Below are 23452 nucleotides of genomic sequence, written 5' to 3' on the forward strand. Positions count from 1 at the left end.
AACGTATTATTGATGACCTTGACTCTTCTGTCAACCCACTTTATTCATTTTTAAATGATTGGCTTGAGGATTTATACAAAATGAAGCTGTATTCATGCTTACTAGAACGCGAACAAAAATATTCATGAGCAAAAACCCATGAATATGAATTATTCGCCTGTCTCTTTAATATCAGAAGCTATCGACTGACAGCAATTGGTACTTTCCGAATCAGCCATAAGAAATAAGCACCGCCAATGATGGCAGCAACTGTGCCAGCAGGCAGCTCATATGGAAAGATGACATAACGCCCTATCCAATCTGCCAATACCATCACCCCTGCACCCAATAATGCCGCCAAAGGCAATTGACGATCAAGTTTCACCGCGCCAAGAGAGGTCGCCAAATGTGGCACCATTAACCCGATAAAACTGAGCGGCCCTACTGCAAGTGTACTGACCGTACTTAGTGCTGCCACCAATGCCAGTAATGCTATCGTCACTGGCGTCACCGCCACTCCTAGCGTGCGAGCAACGCCTGAACCTAAACCCAGCACACGTAACGGCTTGATGAGTAATAGGCTTAAGACAAATAAGACAAGCGCAATACCAATGAGATACCAGACAGTACTCGGTTGAGCGCTATAAGTCGTTCCTGATAACCAGCTGAGCATCGCCTGCAGACGCGGGTCACCAGAGAGTTTGACCATGTGCATCACCCCATCCATCATGGCGGCAATGCCGATACCGACCAAGAGCAGATACCCTGAGCTTACTCGACGTGCCAGCCAAATAATCAGTAGCAGTACGGCTATCGCACCAGATAATCCTGAAATCAGCAAGGTACCTGAGCCAGCAGATAATCCCAAACTGGGTAAGACTAAAAATCCTAAAATAACGCCAAGCGCGGCTCCGGAGCTGACCCCCAATACTTCTGGACTTGCCATCGGATTGCGCGTGAGTGTTTGTAATAATACGCCTGCAACAGCCAGCATCAGACCTGTTGCTGCCGCACTCAAGCTGCGAGGCAGCCTGTACTGCTGAGTAATTGCCCAATCTGTACTCAGCCCCCAACCACTTAAATCTTGTACAAACAAACATGCCAGTACAATCATTACCATCACACCAACGCCCCATCGCCAAAGCACAACAGGCGTATGAGTGCCTGTCAGCATGGGGGTCACCGTCTCTATTCGCTCATGGCGCTGGCGTAAAATCAACCAAATAATGAGCGGTGCTCCCAGTATTCCTGTCATTGCGCCAGCTGGGATTTGCATACTTAGGATTGGTTCAAGCAATAAAGCCAGATTGCTGGTGAGCCACAATAGCAGCGCACCTAAGCAAAAAGCCGCGACCAAACGTTTGCTAATTGATGACCCGCCCAGCGCATTGACCAGACTGGCAGCACCAAGACCAATGAACCCAATCAGACCCACCTCACTGACCACTAACGCGGTCACAATAGCCACGATAAGCACCACGATGGCACGTATACCGTTAATAGGTACACCCAAACGCTTGGCTTGCATATCGTCTAAACTCATTAGGGTTAACGGTTTTAATAAAGGTAAGCACAGAACTGTCATCACAATCGCAGTAATCGCAAGCATCACACTGGTATGCCAGCTGTTTTGCGCCAAAAATCCTGCCGCCCATGACAGCATGCCATTGCTACGTTCAGCAAAAAAGAGCACCAATACATTGGCAACGGCCGCGAGTAAAATATTCACCACTAAGCCTGCCAATATTAATATCAAAGGATTAAAGCGACTGGGCGCTGACAAGGCAAAGACCAGCCCCATACTGATGATGGCGCCAACAAAGGCCACATAAATCCCGCCATAAATCGCCAAGCTTGGTAAAAAAAGTGTGACGATCAACATCGCCAATTGTGCGCCAACGCCCACACCCAAGGTGGTGTCTGAAGCAAGTGGGTTTTTGACCAATTGCTGGAGCAAGATACTAACCACACCAAGTAACCCGCCTGCCAATAGCGCCACAATACTGGTCGCCACTATATGTAGCTGCGTTGCCATACTGGCGATATCCAACTGCGAGCTTGGAAGAAACAACTCGCTTATAGGACGCGTCCACTCCTGAGCAATCAATGCCCAACCACTCCATACACACAAACTTATCAGCATAATGAGCATAAGCCAAAATCGCCACGAAGCATTAGACGCCAGAACGTTTTTTTGTCGTGGTAGATTCGGTGGTGGGCTATCAGATTGCCCACGCTGATTTGACCGTTTGTTAGAGTGTGTTTTAGACAGTGTGGTAGATAAAGCCGCTGATGACTGTACTGGCTGAGAAGTAGGAAGTGATGTCATAGAATTGGTATTACTTATAGTATTATCAGTATTAGTGTAATCAGCACTACAATGATCAGTAGTACGGTGCGGATGATTGGTAGTATTGACGGTCATGATGCGTCTCCGCCTTTTAATTCAACTTCCGATAAGTTATTTGCCAAACTTACTAACGATGACATCCCCCCATAAATCCATACAGGCGGTAACTCACCCACACAGCGATTATTGCCATAACCTAAACGCTGCCAAATCAAACTGTCCTTAATCTCGGCTTTTGTGATGGGACTTAAAGGATCTATTATCAACAAACAAACGTCTTCGTCTAACTGTGCCAAATCTCCCATCCGTATGGGAACAAACCCCCATGAATTGCCTTCACCCAGCACTACAAGTTCTTTTTTCATCTGCGTGAGTGCTGGTTGAAATAGGCTATTGGCGACATACATGCGCATGTTGTTGGCATCAGATAACTGTACCACCGCAAACTTTTTGACTTTTGGATAACGCTGTTGAAGACGTGCGCCAGCGATGCTTATATCGTCTTTGCTTTTGGCAATATAATCTTCCGCAAGCTTAGGATCCTCAATCAGTTTACCCAGCTGCCGAGTTGGCTCAGCATAATCTGCCCAAGTCGCACTCTTCCCTTTTGCCGCAAACATCACCGACTCAGCAGGAACGTCACCATAAAGATTGCGAGCATGCTCATAAAAAAAGTTATCCACTACCATATCAACGGGTAACTGAGCAATCAGTTCAGCATTTGGCTGATAGCGGATACCGACATCGACTGTTGAGGTTGGTAGTTCTGGTGTGCCAACCCATCTATCCCACACTCTGACATCGCCTGTCGCAATTGGTGGATATCCCATGGCGGTCAATGTTGCTGCATTGCCCCAATCGGGAGAAGCAATATTGATTTTAACGTTCTCAGGCTTGTCTGTTTGCGCGTTTCTTTGTCCCGCCGTTGTTTGCTGACAGGCAGTAAGCGCAATCGCTAATGTCAATAGTAAGGCAATAGATATAGGGAGTGAGATTGCTTCAGTACCAGCTAAACTGAACCATTTTGTGATTGAGGGCTTTACGGTGGGTCTGGGGGATTTAACGTTGGGCAGGACAGAAAACATAACAGTCTATCTTTTTAGGCAAATATGAATGGGGTAAATAAAGCGGACTCAGATATTACGCGACGGCAACAGGATGTCCTGTGATAGGGTGGCTCAGCAGTTGCATATCCACATTGAAGATACTGCGCAGTATGTCCGGCTGCATGGTGCTTTTGATGGTGCCATTGTGACAAATACGGCCATTTTTTAGGGCAATAACACGATCGGCATATTGCGCTGCCAAATTGATGTCATGCACGATAATGATCACACTCAAGCCTTGCTCATCGACCAAACGACGAATGAGCTGGATCACTTCGAGCTGATAATGCATATCAAGAGCCGCTAATGGCTCATCGAGCAACAGATATCGCGTGTCTTGTGCCAAACACATGGCAAGCCAAACTCGCGCGCGCTCGCCACCTGACAGTGTGGTTGTCGTCCGCTCAGCAAATGCCTCTACTTGGGTAGTACGCATCGCTTGTTCGACCTTGTTTTTGTCAACCTGACTGGGTTTTTGTAACCATTTTTGATGCGGATAGCGCCCGAGCATAACCAGCTCACGTACCGTAAATCCAGCTGCATCTGGTAGTTGCTGAGGCAGATAAGCCATTTTCTGAGCGAGCTCCTTATTACTGTAATCAGCGATATGGCGCTCGTCTAGGCTGATACTACCTCCATTGACGCTCATCTCGCCTGCCAACGCTTTAATCAATGTGGATTTGCCTGAACCATTGTGTCCAACTAAGGCAATCAATTCATTGCTATTGAATTCACAACTTATGTTGTCTAGCAAAGTATTGCCTTGTCGGCTGATGGTTAGTTGGTTTACACGTAGCATATAGATACTCATTATCGATTAAAGTCGTTATGGTCATATTAGAAAGTCAATAAAAAGTGATTTTACTCGTAAATGATAATAAAAACAATTATCATTAACTAATATACTTTCTTTTTCCATTTACTATTGTTCGTGAGTATCCCTATGACCCATTCCTTACCTTCTCTTAATCATGCTGGCTACGACCAAACAAACCTATATACACCCTTGAAATTTCCTGAGCTTGCTAATGCCATCGATCATATCAATGAAGAGCATTATGATGAGTTAATTGGATTTTTGACGGCTTTTACTACTTTGTCTTTAGAAGATATAGGCGAGGCAACTGTACAACTGGTTGATATCTATGCCGAGGTCATCGTTTTACAAATACAACCGACAGAAGCAAAAAAAACGTCCACTCAGAGCTCTGACCAGACGTTTTTTATTCCCTTTACAGCACCCATCACTCAGTTCAGCGACTTAAATACGCAATATATTTTGCTCAAACAAAAAGCGGATAAAAAGCTTGGCAAAAAAACCATCAAGCTAACCAATCAGACTTTTGTCGTACAAGACAGCTATAAGGTCAGTCAAAACATGCTTCGCCTTGAGTTAACAGGGCCTAATATCAATACTTCTCCCAACAACGCTATTCCCATTGATGAAGCAGGCTATGCTTATTTGTTTGATTTGGCTCATAACTTCACCAGCGCAAAAAGGGATAACACCACTTTGACACGCGCTCATTGCTATTACACTTTGCGAAAAGCGTGGCAAGCTTCGGATGGCGTACGCGCATGGATCGATGTATTTTTGCATGGTAATACGCCAGGCGGTGACTGGGCACGCTCGTTACAAGCGGGCGATACGGTCTTGAGTAAGCGCGAGTTTCCTGAAAAAACGGCTCACTTACAAGACGGTCAGGTATTACTAATCGCTGATGAAACCTCAATGCCTACCGTTGCCCGATTGTTAGAGATTTGGGAAAACCCCACACCGCCTTTGGTTATTTGTGTCACTCAAGATGCCGCTGATCAAGCGTACTTTGATGAGATAAAAATGATGACGAGCCAGACAGACATCCAATTTACGCTGCTGCCTGTCATAACAGGGAAAGTCAATTCAGGTAAAGCGTTGGCTATTTTGATTGACGATATACTGGGCAAATATTTGACCACGCATCCATTGCAGATTGAAAAGGTTTGGGGGGCAATGGAGACTGGCACAGCCAAAGCACTTCGAGGACTTATCCAGCAAAGGTTAGGGTTAGAGCGCACCGATTCAGTCATTAAGGTCTATTGGCGTCATGATTGATGACTGATTATCAAAGTCTGGTGGTAAAAATATGCGTGTGAAAATATCTTGCCACCTTCTTATACACAGCTGACCTCCAAAGTTTGATTAAGTGCGGCAAGGTTATATTGGGCAAACTCTTGATGCAAATTGACCACCTCTCCCATGATCAGCAATGCTGGTGTGGGCAGATTGGCAGATGCTTGCTGCTCAGCAATATCCTCTAATGTGCCAATGAGCACTTGCTGCGTGGGTAGGCTTGCGTGACTGATGATCGCAAATGGGGTCTCCCTGTCTCGACCTGCCGCCATTAGTCCTCTGGTCATCTCAGCCAAACGATGCAGCCCCATATAAAACACCACCGTCTGAGTGCTATCGAGTAATTCGCTATAGTCGTCGTTGGGTGCGCCCAGTTTTTTGCAGGCCGTGACAAACTGCACCGACTGAGCATGATCGCGATGGGTCAGCGGAATACCCGCGCGATTGGCCGCCGCACTGGCAGCCGTGATACCCGGAATGGATTCAAAACAGATACCATGACGAACCACTTCTTGAATCTCTTCACCGCCCCGTCCAAAAATAAAAGGATCGCCGCCTTTTAATCTGACCACGGTTTTATTGGCAAGCGCATGTTTGACCAAAAGCTCGTTGATACCCTCTTGTGGTAGCGCATGATTGGCACGGCGCTTACCGACGAATATTTTTTCGGCTGTCACCGCACACATATCCAAAATATCTTCAGAGACCAGACTGTCATACAGTACTACATCGGCGCGCTGCATCACTCTCAATGCTTTGAGGGTCAATAACTCAGGGTCACCAGAACCTGCACCCACCAGATATACCACACCCTTGTCATGAGTCAACTGAGTATTTTCTAATCTGTTCTCTACATTATTTTGACCAGTCGAGTCATAAGCTGCACTGATGTGAGTAAAGTCAGGTAAATGGGTCATGATGGTCGCTCCTGAGGACAGTATGGATACGCTAAAACAAAGTGATAAAAATCATGTGATAAAAGTAGCTTGATTCAGATAACGTGATAACAATAAAGCAGCTCGGTAAACAGCGATTTCCACTCAGTCAGTTTGAATCGCACATAAGACACTGCAAGCGACATGCCATCTGCTTTATTAAGCCTGTGCCAATTGCGCATACTCTGCAATCAACTCGTTAATCTGACCCACACAAGAGCCACAATTGGTACCTGCTCGGCACTGCTTCCCAACAGCGGCCGCACTGATACAGCCTTGCTGCGTAATCGTTTCAATAATGGTATTTTTGCCAACTGACATGCACGAACAAACCAGCGTTCCAGGATCGACATAGCCACTGGCAGGACGTCCAGCCAATAGCCATTTATAACGTTGATTGACAGGGATTTGGCTGGCATCGGCAAAGCAGCTATCAAGCCAATGTATGCTGGGTAAGTATTTGAGCATTGGTGCAAGATAAACCGCCATGATGAGCGGCTCATGAGATTCCTGATAGCTTGTCTCGATTTGGTCTACCGCTGTCAGATCATGAAGCGATTGGGTCATGATTAGGCGCAATTGATCTTGCTTTTTATTGATGATATGCGCTGTATTGATGGTATGCGGCTGTGATAGCAGGGGTTTGGAAGACTGCAATGATTCTGCCATTTGCTGCCAAAAGTTAGGGGCACTCAGTATCTGACTCACATCAATGCTTGGGCAAGCAAAATTGATCAATACGCTGTTTGCTTGACGACTGAGATTCCAAGTAATCGCGGTACAGCGGCTTTCTGAATCAGACTTATTTACCATGTCTTGGTTTTTTTTAAGCCCTGTCTTTTGCAGCGTTTTTGCCTCAAAATCATCCAAAATCTTACGCAATTGCCCTATAACAGCGTCTTGCCAATCCGGATGCACCAAAATCTTGCCAAATGTCTGCATTGGCACTGCGCTGATACTAATTGCGGAGTTTTTAAGCTCAGGCTGCCCTGAGTGTGGATCGACAATCGTTGGAATAAGCGTGCCCACACGAGCAAAGGTAGCAAACGCGTTGCTCCAATGCATGGGCATAAAGGCATCACCCACTCGCATCGCATCGCTGATCGCCACTTGTACCAGCACAGGACTGGCCCCTTCATCAGCTGACATGCCTGCTTCATCTTGACGCTGGAGTTGTACAAAATCATCGCTCATCAAACCAAGTTGGCTAGCATCATCAGGGTGTATGGTCAGCATGGGCACCGATTGATGCTGATTCAGCTGCGATGCTAGCCCCGTACGAGTCATCGTGTGCCATTGATCGCGCAACCTACCAGTAATAAGACGCAAATCAAGGCTTGGCGCACTCTGCCTGAACGATGTATCTCTATCTTGACGTTTGTTCCTTTGCTTTTGTCGGTGCCGATTGGGCACACTGGCATCAGCAGCAGGCACAATGGCGATGAGCTGTGCCTTCGTACAAGACACGGTAGCGCTGGCAGCATCATTCATTGGCCTAGCTGACCATGCACGCTTGGTATCAATCATGGGTATACGCGTGCCGCCCCACTGAAATGGGGGCATTGCGTCATAATCTTCATTGCTAAGTGCAGCTGGCATGTGCCTACAGTGAATTGCCTGCCCGCCACTCTCAACCTCTGCCATAAAAACAGACAAGTCTTTAGCGAGATTAAGATAACGAGGCTGGTTTTTGGTGGACAGGGTTTGATTCTTATCATTACCATAAGCTGTCAAAGCCACATGCTCATTGAATATCTCGCTAGGATGCCGATAATCAAACCCTGAAAATCCCATACGTTTGGCGACCTGCGACAATATCCACCAATCAGGCTTTGCCACTCCGGTTGCAGGCACCAAAGCGCGCTGGCGCGAGATACGTCGCTCAGAATTGGTCACTGTTCCTGATTTCTCGCCCCAACCTTGTGCAGGGAGCACCATATCAGCACATTTTACCGTATCACTGTCCACGGAGCAGTCAGACACAATCACCAAATCGCATTTTGCCAGTGCTTGGCGAAACCTATCCGCTTCTGGCAAGCTCACGACAGGATTGGTGGCCATAATCCAGATGGCTTTAATGCGTCCATCCAATATTGCGTCTGCAGCCTCGCAAGCCTTGATGCCGACATTTGCGGCAATCGACTGAGGTGATGCCCAAAAATCCACCACCAGCTGACGATGATCGATGTTGTCTAAGTCCAAGTGCGCTGCCAACAAATTGGCCAGCGCACCCACTTCTCGCCCGCCCATCGCATTGGGCTGACCAGTCAGTGACAACGGACTTGCCCCGATTTTACCCACACGCCCTGTCAATAAGTGGGTATTGATAATGGCATTGACCTTGTCCGTACCACTTTTGGATTGATTCACCCCCATGCTAAACGCTGTCACTGTTTTGTTATTGGCAGCGACCAACTCATAAAACTGACGAATGCGAGCGCTTGATACTTGGCAAGCACTTGCCACCTTGTCGATTGTCCACTCTCTGGCCGCAGTCAAAGCCTCCTCAGCGCCCGTGCTTTGACTGGTATATGTCTTATCTTGGCAGCCTTGTTGTTCTAGGTAATGCAACAAGCCATTATATAAATGCGTATCAGTGCCAGCCGCAATGGGCAAATGCAAATTGGCAAACTCACAAGAGTCGGTACGGCGCGGGTCAATCACCACCAGTTTTTTGTTTGGATTCAATTTTTTGGCAGCCAAAAAACGCCCAAATAGAATGGGATGACACCATGCCATGTTTGAGCCAACCAATACCAATAGCTCACAGGCTTCCAAATCCTCATAATTACCCGGTACTAGATCGGCACCAAACGCACGCTTATGCCCTGCTACCGCTGATGACATACATAGCCGAGAATTGGAATCAATATTATTATTACCAATAAAACCTTTGATAAATTTATTGGCAACGTAATAATCCTCCGTCAATAGCTGGCCTGAGACATAAAACATAATACTGTCTCGCCCGTATTTTGCGATGGTTTCACTCAAACGCTCAGCAATATCACCCAATATCGTGTTCCAATCGGTATGCTCAATCAGCGGCTGCGTATCAGGCGATTTTGTCACAGTAGCGTCTGCGGATATCTCTGGCGGCATCCTATGATGCTGCCACATGGATGCTGACTTGTTTTGATAATAAGGCTGCGTCAATCGGCGCTCAGTGCCTAGCGTTTGCGAAAGGGCGCTACCTTTTGAGCACAATTTACCAAAGTTAGCAGGATGCTTAGGATCTCCTTTGACGCTGATTGCTCCTACCTCATCAATCTGAGCAAGCACGCCGCAGCCGACTCCGCAATAAGGGCAAGTGGTGCGAATGGTTTTGGTTGCGCCATTCGCCGTGTCTAGTAATGGTAATTGGTTCACATCTTTGTCAGCGCTTATGGTATGAGTGGCAATCGTTTGAGTCATGACGCCTGCTCCATTAATTCAGTCACCTCTACCTCATCGCTTAAGCGATCAGTGGTGGTATCACTCATGGCCTGTGCGTCTAAATCACAATAAGCACTGCCAAATATTAAGTCGTCTTTGATAAGCGATATATCGACACTGTCCGTGATGAGTTGGCTATAAAAGCTGCCATCATGGACATCACCATAGAGTACGGCGCCGATGACTTTATTGTCCTTTACATAAAGGCAGTGATAATGGTTTAAGGCAGGCTGACGGTAAACAAGCGTTTCAATGCTCTCAGCCTCTGTATCGCTAAAGGCGATTTGACCAGCCGAAAATGCTGCCACGCCAGATACTTTTAATTTTAATGATAAGGGTTTGCTGATAAAAGGTTGCCAGTGCGCTTGTAAGGATTTGGTATCGCCTGCTGTAGTAGCATTTGATATGACAGCTTCTTTTAATACCGTAACGAGCGTATCGACTTGCTGATTGACAGGCGCAACCATCCCAAACAACTCCCCATCCAGCTCGACACATTCGCCAATCGCATACACATGAGGACAGCTAGTGTGCATACAATCGTCCACCACAATACCGTGACCCACATTCAGTCCGCTGGCTTTAGCTAAAGACGTATTGGGCATGACACCGACTGCCATAACGATAAAATCCGCTGGCAAGGTACGGCCATCCTTTAAAACCAAACCGCACACCTCATCCTTATCATTGATGGCAATGGCTTCTGTATGGGTAGACAGCTCTAGGCTCACACCGCGACGACCCAGCTCGTCTTGTAAAAGCTGAGCAGCAGGCAAATCCAGCTGTCGATTGAGCACATAATCACCTGTATGCACGACGGTCATGCTCGCACCTTGTGCAGCCATTGCACAAGCAGCTTCCAAGCCTAGTACGCCGCCACCGATCACAAGCCCTGTTTTGTTTTGATGCGCATAGTTGGTCAATGCGGTGACGTCGGCCACCTCTCGAAACACATGGACGCCTTTTGCCGTATGATTGGGAAATGGGAGGATTCGAGCAATGGATCCAGTCGCAATGACCAATTTGGCATAATGGCGGACTTGCCCATTATCAAGCTTAATATACTGCTGCTCTGTATTGATGGTATCCACGCTCAAACCAGCCAGCACCGTAATACCTAATGCCTCATAATCCGCTTTGTCATATAAATAGGTGTCCTCAAACGCCGTCTCTCCTGATAAGACAGGCGACAACATAATTCGGTTGTAACCCACCTGCGGCTCTTTGCTAATCAGCGTAATGGGCAGTGGTACATAAGCATCTGTCACCTGCATGCCGCTTATGTGAGCAATTTTTTGTTGTATACTTTGCTGCTGCGCCCTCGCAAGCTCAATGGCAAATCGACTACCCGCCATACCCGCACCAATGATGATGACGCCTACGCTGTTATTTTTATCATGACCCTGTTTGGTTTTATGACCTTGCGTACTATTGGCGATATCCGTATCAGCCTTACGAGTACTGGTTTTATAAGCGCTGGATTGATGAGTATCAGATTGACTCATACCACGTATATCAGCAGGATTGGTTGCAGCCAGAGAGACTGACCTTTTAGTCGATTCTGTATCAGCAACAAGATTGGCGGCAGTTTTTGATGTATGGAGCAACATAAAGCGAAGTTCCTTAGCAGCATAACGCAGCAGTAAACAGGAGGTGGTATGTCATTGAAAATAGGCACGCTACGACAAATACGCCCACAACAACAAAACAATGATGACAGTCTGTACGAAGCAAATGCCATGCCATACCAACAAAGGATTGCTCTTGATGAGCGGTTCAGAATCACGGCTGCGCGTGCTATTGTCTGGGTTGAAGTCCTGCAAAAACTCACCAATCGCTTGATAACGCACCTTAGTATTGGGATGCAGCGCTCTTATCAGCGCTTGTTGGCTCGTGGCTGGGACATTGTGTTGTCGGAGCGGCTTTGTTGGCATGACCAAAGCTTGCTGCGGGTTCATTAATTCTTGTGAACCAAATGGCAGCTGCCCTGTCAACAGCTCATAACCTATCACCGCGATTGAGAATAAATCAGAATGAACCCCTTTTGGTGCATTGGTGTAATACTCTGGTGCAGCATAGTGCAGATCGCCATTGGGTGGTCGCGTACTGTCTTTTAAGATTGACGAGCTTGCAGAACCAAAGTCGATCAATTTTATGGCACCTGATTTGGTCAACAACACGTTTTCAGGCTTGATGTCTTGATGCAACAGATAGTTGCGGTGCATCACTCGAGCAGCCATACCGATTTTGGTAAGCAAGTCATAGGTCTGCCAGACATCGCATGGCGCATGACGATCGATAAAATCTCGTAAACTCTCACCTTCTATATACTCAGTTAAGTGATACAAATAAGTGGTACTGGCAGGCACGGGATAATAACGCAGCAGCCCTGATACATTTAGCCCAGAGCCAATTCCGTGAGCATTGGCCTTGTTTGACTCCGTTATTGGCAAGTGATTTGGGTCGGATTGATTGTAAGCAGACTCGCCAGCTCGGCGGTGTTTTGACAGACTCAGACCAATTTTGCGCTCTTGTAAAAAATCACGTAAATAATGCCCGTCTTCGATCGTGTCGAGACTAGGCGACTTTAGTACAAAGTCATGATCACTCTCATCTTTTACCCAATAGACCTGACTGCGAGCCGTACGTGCAATGATACTCATGACGGTAAAACCATCAATGCTGTCTCCTATATCTAACACTGGCGGCAGCTGATAGCGATGACTGTCATGAATCACGGCATCAGGATTTATAGGTGTATCCAGTTTTTCTATATGGTTATCTATGTCAGCACGGTTTTTTATGCATTTAGACAAGGTCGGCATCGCGTTCATACTCAGCATCATCATACTCAAATTGTCATGACTGCCCTCTGCAAAAGCCTGCTCGCAAACCGTCTGACTGACACAAAAATCCGCTGGTGAACTAGATGTCTTAGATAACGTCTGACCCATCTGTGTCGCCGCTGTACACAGCTCAAACGCCAACTCGACCTCGTCGATATGCTCATAAACACCATCAGTCATGATGGCCAAGCACTCGTTTTGATGCAGTGTAAATACCGATTGTTGCAAGTCCAGCTGTCCATCTGCGCCAATAGCAGCCGACAGCGCGCCTTTGTCTTGACCACGATGAATCCGGTGGTCGTCACTCAAAACCGTCAGACTGTCTGGTCCAATTCGATAAATACGTGAGTCGCCTGTATGGAACAAATGAATACGATCGCCAATACACAACAATCCTGATAACGTCGATAATAACGGCGGTACTCGCTGGTAGGTTTGCGGAAAATACAGCATATCATTGGCTTTGTTCACCGCCATTTTGATGATGCCAGCCACTTGATCATCATCAAAATCTACTGACATCGTTTGCGCTGGGTGCTGTCTCTCAGGCGATACAGACGCCAGCTTTGATAACGCTAATGTGATTTTTTCTGCCACCGTATTGACGACCAGCTGGCTTGCCTGCTTTGGAAACTGGCAAGCACTGACCCCATCTGCCATGAGTACCAAGAGTGGCGCTTTCGACAATGAAGATGGCAACATGGTCGGTTGTGTGGATAGACTTTGCTCACTCAATGCCAGCTGCGACAAACGAGGCAACAGACAAGTGGTGATCAGCAAACTGTCTTGGTTTTCGGCTTTACGACCTTTTGTGGTAAAAAAATCCAGCCACCACAAGGCCATATCTTCTCTAGGAGGACTGAGCTCACCACCCGTACTCATAGCAGCACTTGCCTCCGTAGTTGCCTGCTTTGCGCTTATGTGAGCACGGTGTTGATGACTTTGGTGATTGGCGTTTGGCTTGGCTTTTAGCATCGTATTCAATGTCATTCCTATTTATTTTTCTTGTCTTAGCTATAACTGACTTAGCTGTGACTGACTTGGATCTCGGCAAACGTCCCATCGGGCATCTCTTCAATGATGACCCCTTCCGGTTCTTTGAGTAAAAACAGCGCAAAAAACCCAACCACAGCCGTTGCAGCAATCACAAAGAAAAACACCTGATAAGACACCAAACTGAGAATCGTGAGATATATTACAGAGCCGACGTTGCCGTACGCGCCCGTCATGCCAGCGAACTGCCCCGTCATACTGCGCTTAATCAATGGAATCACCGCAAACACAGCGCCTTCGCCTGCCTGCACAAAAAACGAGCAAAACATGGTAATCAATAGTGCAAGCGCCAGTGGCCACGTTGAGTCTAAAATGCCCATCAACAGATACCCAACCGCCAATCCTGCTGTCAGAATTAATAGGGTGATTTTTCGACCGAATTTATCACTGAGCCAACCACCACCTGGGCGCGACATCAGGTTCATAAAGGCATAACTTGATGCCAGCACACCTGCCATCACGACCGATAGATTGAAGGTTTCTTGATAAAATAAGGGCAACATGGAGACAACCGCCAGCTCTGAGCCAAAAGTCGCAAAGTACAGAATATTTAGAATACCAACCTGCTTAAAATCATAACGATGCGCCTCTGGTACAGGCATGGTAAAAACCTCTTTATTAAAGCGATAACTGCTGATGAACTCATAGACATACAGTACCGCAAGACCAATATAGATGAGCGTGACGCTAAACTGGCTCAGCAGACTTACACCAGCAGGAGATAGCTTCCAGGCCAATAGTGCCAAGGCCAAATACATCGGCAACTTAAACGCCATCATGAGCCAAAAATCACCGGCTGAAGTCACCATCATCGCACCTGATTTTTTGGGCTTAAAATAGGTCGCTCCTTTAGGGGTGTTGCGTGCCATTTTATAAAAAATCACACTATAAAGTGCCATCACCACCCCTGACATCGCCGTGGCATAACGCCAGCCTTCATCGCCGCCTACAATCGCCGCCGCCACGATTGCGACCGTTGGCAATAATAGTGCTGCTGCGGCTGAGCCAAAGTTGCCCCAACCGCCATAAATCCCTTCAGCCGTGCCAAGCTCATTGGGCGGGAACCAGTCACTCATCAAACGAATACCCACCACAAAACCTGCACCAACAAATCCCAATAAGAAACGAGACAGTGCCAAGGTGTTGTAATCTTGCGCGAACGCAAAGGTGAAACAGGGTATGGCACCAATAGCCAAAATCGCTGTATAGACAACGCGTGGGCCGAAACGATCTGTCAACATGCCAATAATGACACGGGCTGGAATGGTCAATGCCACGTTTAGTATCAATAGCGTTTTGACTTGGTCGGTTGTGAGATTTAACGTCTCACCAATCGCGGACAAAAATGGTGCATGGTTAAACCATACAAAAAAAGTCAGAAAAAACGCCATCCAACCTAAGTGAAGGATTTTATTTTTACCTGCGAAAGACAACACGTTGAGCTTATCTTTAGTAGTAGCAACGGGGTTCGATGATGGCGATGACATAGGCGGCAGCTTCCTTAAATGGTGAGGTTCTCGGTTATTACAAAGCGTCGAATACTCACAAAATACTTTATGAGACAGCTGAGACGGTGCAATGGCTGTGCCAGTTGGGTTGTGAAGCTGCCGCCAAAAAATGAGTTTGGGTACTCGCTCAGTGCTACAACGCCTTTTTATCAAGGTCTAAGCAGTGACAATAATGTTGGATGAATGTTTAGATATTGATGACTAACTGCTTATAAAAGCAAACATCGTTATCTATTGAATAAGCAACTGCTAAGTCTAAATTGGTGCATTAATATGTCTATTTTGGTGCAAACGTACTCTATGTAAGCGCTAAAAAAGCAGAGGGCATTAACCGTTTTATCATAAGCATGGGCCATGGCAGCTGCTTTACTTTGGTTTCAATCAATTCTTTAAAAACCATTAAGACGCTTAAGGTTCACGCTTATATGTCAGCCAGCGCTTGTAAGCACACTCTTCAAAAACACACCAATATAAAACTGCTTGGCACAATTATTGAATGCTCTGTATCAGTAGGTATCTAAATGTCATTTATCAGCGATATAGAGGACAGACGCATGAGCAGCACTACAATGGGCACAGCAGACACGATTGAAAAAAACTCAGTCGTAAAAAATAAGGGCAATTTGGTTGTCATTGGTAATGGCATGGTCGGTCACCATTTTATTGAAAGAGCCATCGAGCAAGGCTTGCATGAACAATTTGAGATTCATGTCTTTGCAGAAGAAGACCGCCCTGCTTATGACCGCGTGTATTTATCCAGTTATTTTGAACATAAAGACGCTAGCAAGCTGAACTTAGTAGACCTGAGTACTTATGAGTCATCGCAGATACAGCTGCATCTAAACCAGCAGATTGTGACTATTGATTCCGCCAATCAATCTATTACCACAGCAAGTGGCGAGCAGATTGAGTACAGTGAGCTGGTACTGGCAACGGGTTCTTATCCTTTTGTGCCTCCCATTGCAGGGCGCGAGCATCCACACTGTCATGTGTATCGTACGATTGCAGATTTGGATGATATTTTAGCGATTGCTGAACTGCCTAACGTCAAAAAAGGCGTGGTGGTCGGTGGCGGTCTGCTGGGGCTAGAAGCAGCAAAAGCATTGGTTACGCTAGGGCTGGAGACTTATGTGGTCGAGTTTGCCCCGCAACTAATGGGCGTGCAGCTTGATGCCTCGGGTGGTGAGATTCTAAAGCGCAAAATCGAGGCGCTGGGCGTCACAGTCCTAACAGGTAAGAACACCCAAGAGATTATTTCTCATACAGATAGGGCCTCCGACGCTGATGATACAGACAATGACGCCCGTTATCTCACCATGCAGTTTGCCGATGGCACCACGCTGGACACCGATATGATTGTGTTTAGTGCAGGCATTCGACCACAGGATGCCATCATCAAAAATAATCCTGAGTGCGGCATTGTCATGGGTGCGCGTGGTGGGATTCGGATCGATGAGCACTGTCGCACCAATGCCGATCATGTCTATGCCATTGGCGAATGCGCGGTATGGGACAATCAGATATTTGGCCTTGTGGCACCCGGTTATAGCATGGCCAGTATTTGTGCCGCGCAAATTGCAGGTCATAATGAGCAAACCTTTACAGGCGCTGACATGAGCACCAAGTTAAAACTGATGGGTGTCGATGTCGGCAGTATTGGTGATGCTCATGGCACGACTGAAGGCGGCCTGAGCTATCTGTATCAAAACCCCGCTGAAGGCATTTATAAAAAACTGGTTACTACTGCTGATAATAAACGCTTGCTTGGTGCGGTGTTAGTTGGTGATACCGAAGATTATAATAATTTATTGCAATTGTATCTCAATGACATTGACCTGCCAGCCCATCCTGAAAGCTTGATCCTACCCAACGTCGAAAAACCCATGATGGGCATCGACAATTTGCCCGATACTGCCATGATTTGCTCTTGTTACAACGTGACAAAGGGCTCAATTTGCTCAGCGGTCGAAAACGGTGCGTACTCAATAGCAGATGTAAAAGCGGTGACGAAAGCAGGTACGGGCTGCGGTGGTTGTGCACCCATGGTAAAAGACACCGTGAGCTATCAGCTAAAAACGCTTGGCTTTGAAGTCAAAAACGACTTATGCGAGCACTTTACATATTCTCGTCAGGAATTATACAGCTTAATTCGCGTACACGGCATCAAGACATTCGATGAGCTGCTAACCGAGCATGGTCACGGTCATGGTTGTGAGATTTGTAAACCGACTGTCGCCTCTATCTTGGCATCGTGCTGGAATGACTATGTGCTCAAACCTGAGCTGACACCGCTACAGGACAGCAACGATTACTATTTGGGCAACATCCAAAAAGACGGCACCTACTCAGTCGTGCCGCGCGTACCGGGTGGCGAGATTACAGCCGACAAACTCATCGTGCTGGGGCAAGTCGCAAAAGAGTTCAATCTCTACACCAAAATCACGGGCGGACAGCGTGTGGATTTATTTGGTGCGCGTATGGAGCAGCTGCCCGATATCTGGACACAATTGGTGGAGGCAGGATTTGAGACTGGTCATGCGTATGGCAAATCGCTACGTACGGTTAAGTCTTGTGTGGGTAATGACTGGTGCCGATATGGGGTCGACGACAGTATGGGTCTGGCTTTGAGACTGGAGGATCGCTACAAGGGCGTGCGATCACCGCACAAAATAAAAATGGGCGTCTCAGGCTGCATGAGAGAATGTGCCGAAGCGCAAAGTAAAGACTTTGGCATGATTGCGACCGAAAACGGCTGGAACTTATTTATCGGTGGTAATGGCGGTATCACACCGCGCCATGCAGAGCTGTTTGCAACTGGTATCGATACCGAAACCTTGGTCAGATATATCGACCGTATCATTATGTTTTATATCAAAACAGCCGACAAGCTCCAGCGCACCTCAAAATGGCGCGAAAGTCTAGAAGGTGGGCTTGAGTACTTACAAGCAGTTATCATTGAAGACAGCTTAGGCATCGCCAAGGAGCTTGAAGCACAAATGGAACTTCTTATCCAAAATTATGTCTGCGAATGGGCTGAGACGATCAATGACACCGAAAAGCTCAAACGCTTCCGTCATTTTGTGAACAGTGAACAAGGTGATGACAATGTCGTTTTTGTGACCGAACGCGAGCAAATCCGGCCTGCCACTGATTCTGAGAAGTCCGCCATTAGAGTGGTTGAGTTGGCATAATCATACTTTAACCGCTGCACTTTTATAATGGTCATGTGCAGCACGTTTAAGAGCACATCAGTGTCACTCATGATATGAAGGGTTCACCCTTTAAGGATAACACGCTATGAAACAGTACAATATTTGCCCTCTTAACGACATTCTCCCTGAAACAGGCGTGTGCGCATTGATAGACGGCAAGCAAATTGCGATCTTTCGTACCAAAAAAAACGACCTTTTCGCCATTGATAATTATGATCCCTTTAGCCAAGCCAATGTACTGTCTCGCGGTTTGATTGGCGGCACGACGATTGTCAATGAGGCTGGTATGGATGAAGAAGTGCTTTATGTCGCCTCGCCGATTTATAAGCAGCGTTTTAATCTTGCCACGGGACAGTGCTTAGATGATGTGGACGTGACATTAGCTGCCTATCAAGTAACGTTAAACAAAGACACTGTCATGCTAGAAGGTGTTTAAAGAAAAGCGCTTAAAAAAGGCATTCAAAAAAAATTAGGGCGCATCTCAAATAAAGGTGCGCCCTAATTTTTATCACTTTTATTATCAAGACATTATTGGTTTAAAAACCTCTCATACTGCTTTTACTGGCTCATGGCTTTTTACGCGGCTAATAGTAATACCGGTAAAGCCAAATAGTATCGTCAACAGTAGCGACAGATAACAGAAAAACGCATAAGGCAAGTAATCAAGCACAGGCACTTCTAAGGCTTGACTGATAAAGACACCGCAGACACTCCAAGGCACCAAAGGATTGATAACCGTGCCTGCATCCTCAATCGTACGAGACAAGTTTTTGGGATGCAAATTTAAGCGCTCGAACGTGGGACGAAAGGCTGTACCAGACAGCAAGATACTCAGATATTGCTCGCCGATCAGCACGTTAATACTCAAAGCCGACATGGCAGCCGCAAATATGGCGCGTCCAGACGTGGTCAAAGTGTCTTTAATACCAGATAGCAAGGCAGGCAAAATACCCAATGCCGTCAGCAGTCCACCAAGGCTCAATGCCAATATCACAATCGCTTGCGTAAAGAACATGCTTTGTACACCGCCGCGTGACAGCATACCACCTACTTCACCCAGCTCTAATGACTCAGCAGGCGCATAACCTGCAAATAAATACCCACCCAACTGACCAAAGCTTGGTGAGCTATGCAAATAAGTGATGATTAAAGCGACTGCGATGGTACAAATGATGGTATAGATCGCATTGACGCGAAAAATAGCCAGCGCAACCAGTACTACAAAAGGCAGCACTGCATACCAATGTACCAAACCACTCTCTATCAGTTGGCCTTGCAATATGGTCACTTCGCTAAGATCAGAGCCTGCCGTCTGTCCTGAAAAGAACCAAAAAAGGAGAACTGTCAATATCCACGCAGGTACAGTGGTATACATCATATTACGAATGTGTTCAAACAAATCAATGCCCACAACCGATGAAGCGATAGTACACGTGTCTGATAAAGGCGACATCTTATCACCAAAGAATGCGCCCGATACCACTGCGCCGGCCGCAATCGCCACATTGGCATCAAAGGCATTACTCATACCAATAAAAGCCACACCCAACGTCGCCGCTGTCGTCAAACTACTACCCAAGGCAATACCAATAATAGAGGTCAAGACAAAGGCAGAAATATAATAGTACTCAGGTGATATCAGCTGAAAACCAAAATACATCAGCGTTGGAATGGCACCTGACATCATCAAGGCGGCGACCATCAAACCAATAAAGAAGAATAAATATATCGCACCAATACCCCGCATGACCCCTGATGCCATTTGCATTTGCATATCATCAAAGCTCAAGCCTTTATACAAACCGATAGCCAACAAAAAACAAATAGCGAGTATCAACGATAAATGTGGCACCCAGCCGAAACCAATCATGGTCACGCCCATGATGGCAATGACAATGGCAGAAATCATAAATGCCAGTTGCGGTGAAATTTGGGTTAATATTTTTGGCGGCATCACACATCCTTAAAGCGCCAGTGCAATCTGGCGTTAGGTTGAATTTAAATATGGAATTTAAGTGGGGCAAGTTTAATGAGTTTGCTTGGCGATTGCCAATCGGATTACGAATCCAATAAACGATCGGTCTTAGCCGCCATAACAAAATCGTTGTGATGCAAGCCTTTGATGCTATGCGACCACCATGTCACAGTTGCTTTACCCCACTCTACCAAGATACCTGGATGATGCCCTTCTGCCTCGGCGATGTCTGCAAGTTGATTGGCGAACGCCATTGCTTTGACAAAATTTTTGAATTTATACTGGCGCTGTAATTGTTTGATACCATCCACTTCGATCAATGACCAATCAGGAATTTGTTGTAATAGCTCGTTTGCTTCAGCCGCGTCCACTGTCGGTGCGCCGATACGGCAGGCTTCACAGCTGGCTTGTGATAATGCAGTCATCATAATATCCTTTTATGTTAGAAAGTATTTTTATATTAGAGAGTCTTTTTAATTGATGTACATCCATGTTGATGTGGTGCGACCACCATTCAAACATTTAATCCTAAAACAGTACTGATATGGTCTTTAGATAGACGTTAACGGGTTTTTATCTGATAACTTGGCTCAAACAGTCCCAATGACATGGCCTTTTTGACCATGCCCATGATGTCACTGTCAACGATATCAAAGAGTGTATCCAAATCATCAATAACATAGTAAATCGGCTGAATCTGATCGATACGATACGGTGTACGTAACACATCCAACAAGTTAAAGGCTCGACACTCTGGACTGGACAGTGACGGGTTTTGCAACTGACCACTAAGCGCGTAGATAGTCTCAGACGGTGAGCTGAGAATGCCGCCGCCGTAGATTCTGCGATCCTCACGGCTACGCCCAACCAAACCAAACTCAATGGTGAACCAATAAAGCCGTGCCAAAAACCATCTTTCTTCTTTAGTGGCTTCAAGACCCAACTTGCCATAAGTTTCATTAAAAGTTGCAAACGCAGGATGTGTCAGCAATGGGCAATGTCCGACGATTTCATGAAAAATGTCAGGCTCTTCGATATAATCCATGTCTTCAAATCGACGGATAAAGGTCGCCACAGGGAAGGACTTATTGGCGAGCAGTTTAAAAAATTTACCGAAGCTGATTAACGCAGGCACAGCCGCCGTCTGCCAGCCTGTGCTGGCTTGCAATACCTCATCAATGTCACTGAGCTGCGGAATGTGCGTGGCAGGTAGGTTGAGTTTTTTCAAACCTTCTATGTAGTCTGAACAGGCGCGGTTGGGTATCTCACTGGCTTGACGTTCGAGCAGCGCTTGCCACATCGCGTTTTCATGGTCGCCATATTGAATGTGACCGTGGCTATCTGGTTGATGCGAGACGTAAGGTTGTTTTTTATTCGTGGCATCCTCTTGACCAAAACCGCCAGTGTTCAGGGGTGCTGAGGTTGAGCCGTTAGCAGCGACATTGGCAGTCTTGGTGTGAGAAGTTGTCTGTTGGAGGCGTTCCATGCCGATATTCCTTTTATTGCAAGAGGTATATTGCTTTTGCATCAACGGCCTTATCATCACTGCCGTACAGACCATAGTCGTTGAAAAGTAATATCGCTACAACACGTACTGCTGGTGCACATTTTTCTTGCTTACTGTGCCTTCGCAGACAGAGGCTACAAAAAATCCACACCAGCAATACGGTAGCGACCTCAAAATATTTCAACTATAGAGTACTTGTGACGATTGGACTGATGCGGACAAGACAAACTCCTTTTGCCTTGCACGTTTGTTGTTTTACTTACCTTTTACTATGGTACTCACGATGGTCGCGTGCGAGCTTTACGGTGTTTCCGTCTCTTGCTGACCGATAGCACCGCGACGTAGCTGGTCGCGCTCTATTGACTCAAACAAGGCTTTAAAGTTACCTTCGCCAAACCCTTCTGCGTAATCGCCTTTACGTTGAATAAACTCAAAGAACACTGGGCTACCCAAGATGGTTTCAGAGAAAATCTGTAGTAATAGACGCGGCGTACCATCTTCTGTGGTACCGTCCAATAAGATGCCACGAGTTTGTAATGCGTCAACGTCTTCGCCATGGTTTGGCAAACGCTCATTAAGCATTTCATAATAGGCAGCCGTTGGCGCAGTCATGAGTGGGATGCCAGCCGCTTTGAGCATATCGATACTGGCAAGTAAGTCATCACTAGCCAATGCAATGTGCTGAATGCCTTCGCCATTGAAATGCATCAAATACTCTTCGATCTGTCCGCCGCCTTGCTTAGATTCTTCATTCAGTGGAATACGAATTTTGCCATCAGGTGCCGTCATGGCTTTACTGGTCAGCCCTGTATATTCACCCGTGATATCAAAATAGCGAATTTCACGGAAGTTAAAAATACGCTCATAGAAGTTTGCCCAATACGCCATACGACCTCGGTAGACGTTGTGCGTCAGGTGGTCGATGACTTTAAAGCCATAGCCGACAGGGTTTCTGTCTACATTTGGCAAAAACTCAAAATCGACATCATAGATTGACTCGCCATCTTTAAAACGATCAATCAGATAGATGAGTGAGCCGCCGATGCCTTTAATGGCTGGCAGTCGTAGTTCCATCACCCCAGTTGGGACGTTTACTGGCTGTGCGCCCATTTCAATGGCACGCTCGTAAGCCTTTTTGGAATCCTGAACGCGAAAGCCCATGCTACAAGCGCCTGCGCCATGTTCTTCGACAAAATAGCTGGCCGGGCTTAATGGCTCACGATTGATAATGAGGTTGATGTCACCTTGGCGGTATAAAGCCACGTCCTTAGATCTGTGGTTGGCAACATGGCTGAACCCAAGCTGTTCAAACAAAGTAGCGACCGCTTCAGGTTGAGGTGAGGCGAATTCGACAAAATCAAACCCTTGTAGCCCCATTGGATTGTCAAATAAATCTGCCATTGTAATCATCCTTAATTTCAATTGGTGGTAAA

The 23452-nt window shown here is 46.5% G+C and carries 15 protein-coding genes; 3 read left to right on the top strand and 12 right to left on the bottom strand.

Going from position 1 to position 23452, the window contains the following annotated elements; genetic code table 11:
• Positions 1 to 178 precede the first annotated feature (178 nt).
• From fhuB to CIK80_RS00785, 3 genes are read right to left on the bottom strand one after another with little or no spacing between them, the layout of a single operon-like run.
• On the bottom strand, positions 179 to 2404 hold the full coding sequence (gene fhuB / locus CIK80_RS00775; protein ID WP_257011646.1) for a Fe(3+)-hydroxamate ABC transporter permease FhuB: 2226 nt from the start codon (positions 2402 to 2404) through the stop codon (positions 179 to 181).
• Entirely contained in the window at positions 2401 to 3414 is a 1014-nt protein-coding gene (locus tag CIK80_RS00780) for an ABC transporter substrate-binding protein (protein ID WP_257011647.1), read from the bottom strand. Before CIK80_RS00780 ends, fhuB begins: the two co-directional genes overlap by 4 nt.
• A 55-nt stretch (positions 3415 to 3469) precedes the next feature.
• Positions 3470 to 4234 carry an ABC transporter ATP-binding protein gene (locus tag CIK80_RS00785; protein WP_095568484.1) on the bottom strand — a complete coding sequence of 255 codons (765 nt, stop codon included), beginning with the start codon at positions 4232 to 4234 and terminating at the stop codon, positions 3470 to 3472.
• A 144-nt stretch (positions 4235 to 4378) separates the two neighbouring features.
• Here CIK80_RS00785 and CIK80_RS00790 point away from each other — a divergent pair, with 144 nt between their 5' ends.
• Positions 4379 to 5530 carry an SIP domain-containing protein gene (locus CIK80_RS00790; protein ID WP_095568485.1) on the top strand — a complete coding sequence of 384 codons (1152 nt, stop codon included), beginning with the start codon at positions 4379 to 4381 and terminating at the stop codon, positions 5528 to 5530.
• 59 nt (positions 5531 to 5589) lie between these two features.
• Here the strand turns inward: CIK80_RS00790 and cobA are convergent, their stop codons facing one another.
• From cobA to CIK80_RS00815, 5 genes are all read right to left on the bottom strand, one after another.
• Complete coding sequence (cobA, locus tag CIK80_RS00795) at positions 5590 to 6465, bottom strand: uroporphyrinogen-III C-methyltransferase (protein ID WP_095568486.1); 876 nt, start codon at positions 6463 to 6465, stop codon at positions 5590 to 5592.
• Positions 6466 to 6642: 177 nt separating this feature from the next.
• On the bottom strand, positions 6643 to 9897 hold the full coding sequence (locus CIK80_RS00800) for a molybdopterin-dependent oxidoreductase (RefSeq protein ID WP_095568487.1): 3255 nt from the start codon (positions 9895 to 9897) through the stop codon (positions 6643 to 6645).
• Positions 9894 to 11528: an FAD-dependent oxidoreductase gene (locus CIK80_RS00805; RefSeq protein WP_257011648.1), complete on the bottom strand. Its 1635-nt coding sequence runs from the start codon at positions 11526 to 11528 to the stop codon at positions 9894 to 9896. The genes CIK80_RS00800 and CIK80_RS00805 overlap by 4 nt, the downstream gene beginning before the upstream one ends.
• Positions 11529 to 11597: 69 nt before the next feature.
• Positions 11598 to 13739, bottom strand: a complete 2142-nt coding sequence (locus CIK80_RS00810; RefSeq protein ID WP_343286950.1) for a protein kinase — start codon at positions 13737 to 13739, stop codon at positions 11598 to 11600.
• Between the two features lie 50 nt (positions 13740 to 13789).
• Positions 13790 to 15304 carry a NarK family nitrate/nitrite MFS transporter gene (locus CIK80_RS00815; protein WP_095568488.1) on the bottom strand — a complete coding sequence of 505 codons (1515 nt, stop codon included), beginning with the start codon at positions 15302 to 15304 and terminating at the stop codon, positions 13790 to 13792.
• A 590-nt stretch (positions 15305 to 15894) separates the two neighbouring features.
• On the opposite strand from CIK80_RS00815, the gene nirB reads away from it, so the two are divergent.
• Entirely contained in the window at positions 15895 to 18516 is a 2622-nt protein-coding gene (gene nirB / locus CIK80_RS00820; RefSeq protein ID WP_095569486.1) for a nitrite reductase large subunit NirB, read from the top strand.
• A 106-nt stretch (positions 18517 to 18622) separates the two neighbouring features.
• Positions 18623 to 18973, top strand: coding sequence for a nitrite reductase small subunit NirD (gene nirD, locus CIK80_RS00825; protein WP_095568489.1), 351 nt, complete (start codon positions 18623 to 18625; stop codon positions 18971 to 18973).
• Positions 18974 to 19084: 111 nt separating this feature from the next.
• Here nirD and nhaC read toward each other — a convergent pair whose 3' ends face one another.
• The 4 genes from nhaC to hppD all read right to left on the bottom strand — a co-directional run bounded on the left by nhaC (position 19085) and on the right by hppD (position 23420).
• Positions 19085 to 20491, bottom strand: coding sequence for a Na+/H+ antiporter NhaC (nhaC, locus tag CIK80_RS00830; protein ID WP_095568490.1), 1407 nt, complete (start codon positions 20489 to 20491; stop codon positions 19085 to 19087).
• Positions 20492 to 20595: 104 nt separating this feature from the next.
• Complete coding sequence (locus CIK80_RS00835) at positions 20596 to 20937, bottom strand: 4a-hydroxytetrahydrobiopterin dehydratase (RefSeq protein WP_062844461.1); 342 nt, start codon at positions 20935 to 20937, stop codon at positions 20596 to 20598.
• Between the two features lie 137 nt (positions 20938 to 21074).
• Complete coding sequence (phhA, locus tag CIK80_RS00840; RefSeq protein WP_095568491.1) at positions 21075 to 21998, bottom strand: phenylalanine 4-monooxygenase; 924 nt, start codon at positions 21996 to 21998, stop codon at positions 21075 to 21077.
• 321 nt (positions 21999 to 22319) lie between these two features.
• The gene (gene hppD / locus CIK80_RS00845) at positions 22320 to 23420 is read right to left on the bottom strand and encodes a 4-hydroxyphenylpyruvate dioxygenase (protein ID WP_062844459.1); all 1101 of its coding nucleotides are present in this window, start codon (positions 23418 to 23420) and stop codon (positions 22320 to 22322) included.
• Positions 23421 to 23452: the final 32 nt, after the last annotated feature.

The organism is Psychrobacter sp. JB193 (genome assembly GCF_002285555.1).
Taxonomy (GTDB): Bacteria; Pseudomonadota; Gammaproteobacteria; order Pseudomonadales; family Moraxellaceae; genus Psychrobacter; species Psychrobacter alimentarius.

What these genes read in the sequence shown, in the direction of transcription:
- fhuB (WP_257011646.1), bottom strand. Translation starts at nt 2,404, where the DNA reads ATGACCGTCAATACTACCAATCATCCGCACCGTACTACTGATCATTGT.
- CIK80_RS00780 (WP_257011647.1), bottom strand. Translation starts at nt 3,414, where the DNA reads ATGTTTTCTGTCCTGCCCAACGTTAAATCCCCCAGACCCACCGTAAAG.
- CIK80_RS00785 (WP_095568484.1), bottom strand. Translation starts at nt 4,234, where the DNA reads ATGCTACGTGTAAACCAACTAACCATCAGCCGACAAGGCAATACTTTG.
- CIK80_RS00790 (WP_095568485.1), top strand. Translation starts at nt 4,379, where the DNA reads ATGACCCATTCCTTACCTTCTCTTAATCATGCTGGCTACGACCAAACA.
- cobA (WP_095568486.1), bottom strand. Translation starts at nt 6,465, where the DNA reads ATGACCCATTTACCTGACTTTACTCACATCAGTGCAGCTTATGACTCG.
- CIK80_RS00800 (WP_095568487.1), bottom strand. Translation starts at nt 9,897, where the DNA reads ATGACTCAAACGATTGCCACTCATACCATAAGCGCTGACAAAGATGTG.
- CIK80_RS00805 (WP_257011648.1), bottom strand. Translation starts at nt 11,528, where the DNA reads ATGTTGCTCCATACATCAAAAACTGCCGCCAATCTTGTTGCTGATACA.
- CIK80_RS00810 (WP_343286950.1), bottom strand. Translation starts at nt 13,739, where the DNA reads ATGCTAAAAGCCAAGCCAAACGCCAATCACCAAAGTCATCAACACCGT.
- CIK80_RS00815 (WP_095568488.1), bottom strand. Translation starts at nt 15,304, where the DNA reads ATGTCATCGCCATCATCGAACCCCGTTGCTACTACTAAAGATAAGCTC.
- nirB (WP_095569486.1), top strand. Translation starts at nt 15,895, where the DNA reads ATGGGCACAGCAGACACGATTGAAAAAAACTCAGTCGTAAAAAATAAG.
- nirD (WP_095568489.1), top strand. Translation starts at nt 18,623, where the DNA reads ATGAAACAGTACAATATTTGCCCTCTTAACGACATTCTCCCTGAAACA.
- nhaC (WP_095568490.1), bottom strand. Translation starts at nt 20,491, where the DNA reads ATGCCGCCAAAAATATTAACCCAAATTTCACCGCAACTGGCATTTATG.
- CIK80_RS00835 (WP_062844461.1), bottom strand. Translation starts at nt 20,937, where the DNA reads ATGACTGCATTATCACAAGCCAGCTGTGAAGCCTGCCGTATCGGCGCA.
- phhA (WP_095568491.1), bottom strand. Translation starts at nt 21,998, where the DNA reads ATGGAACGCCTCCAACAGACAACTTCTCACACCAAGACTGCCAATGTC.
- hppD (WP_062844459.1), bottom strand. Translation starts at nt 23,420, where the DNA reads ATGGCAGATTTATTTGACAATCCAATGGGGCTACAAGGGTTTGATTTT.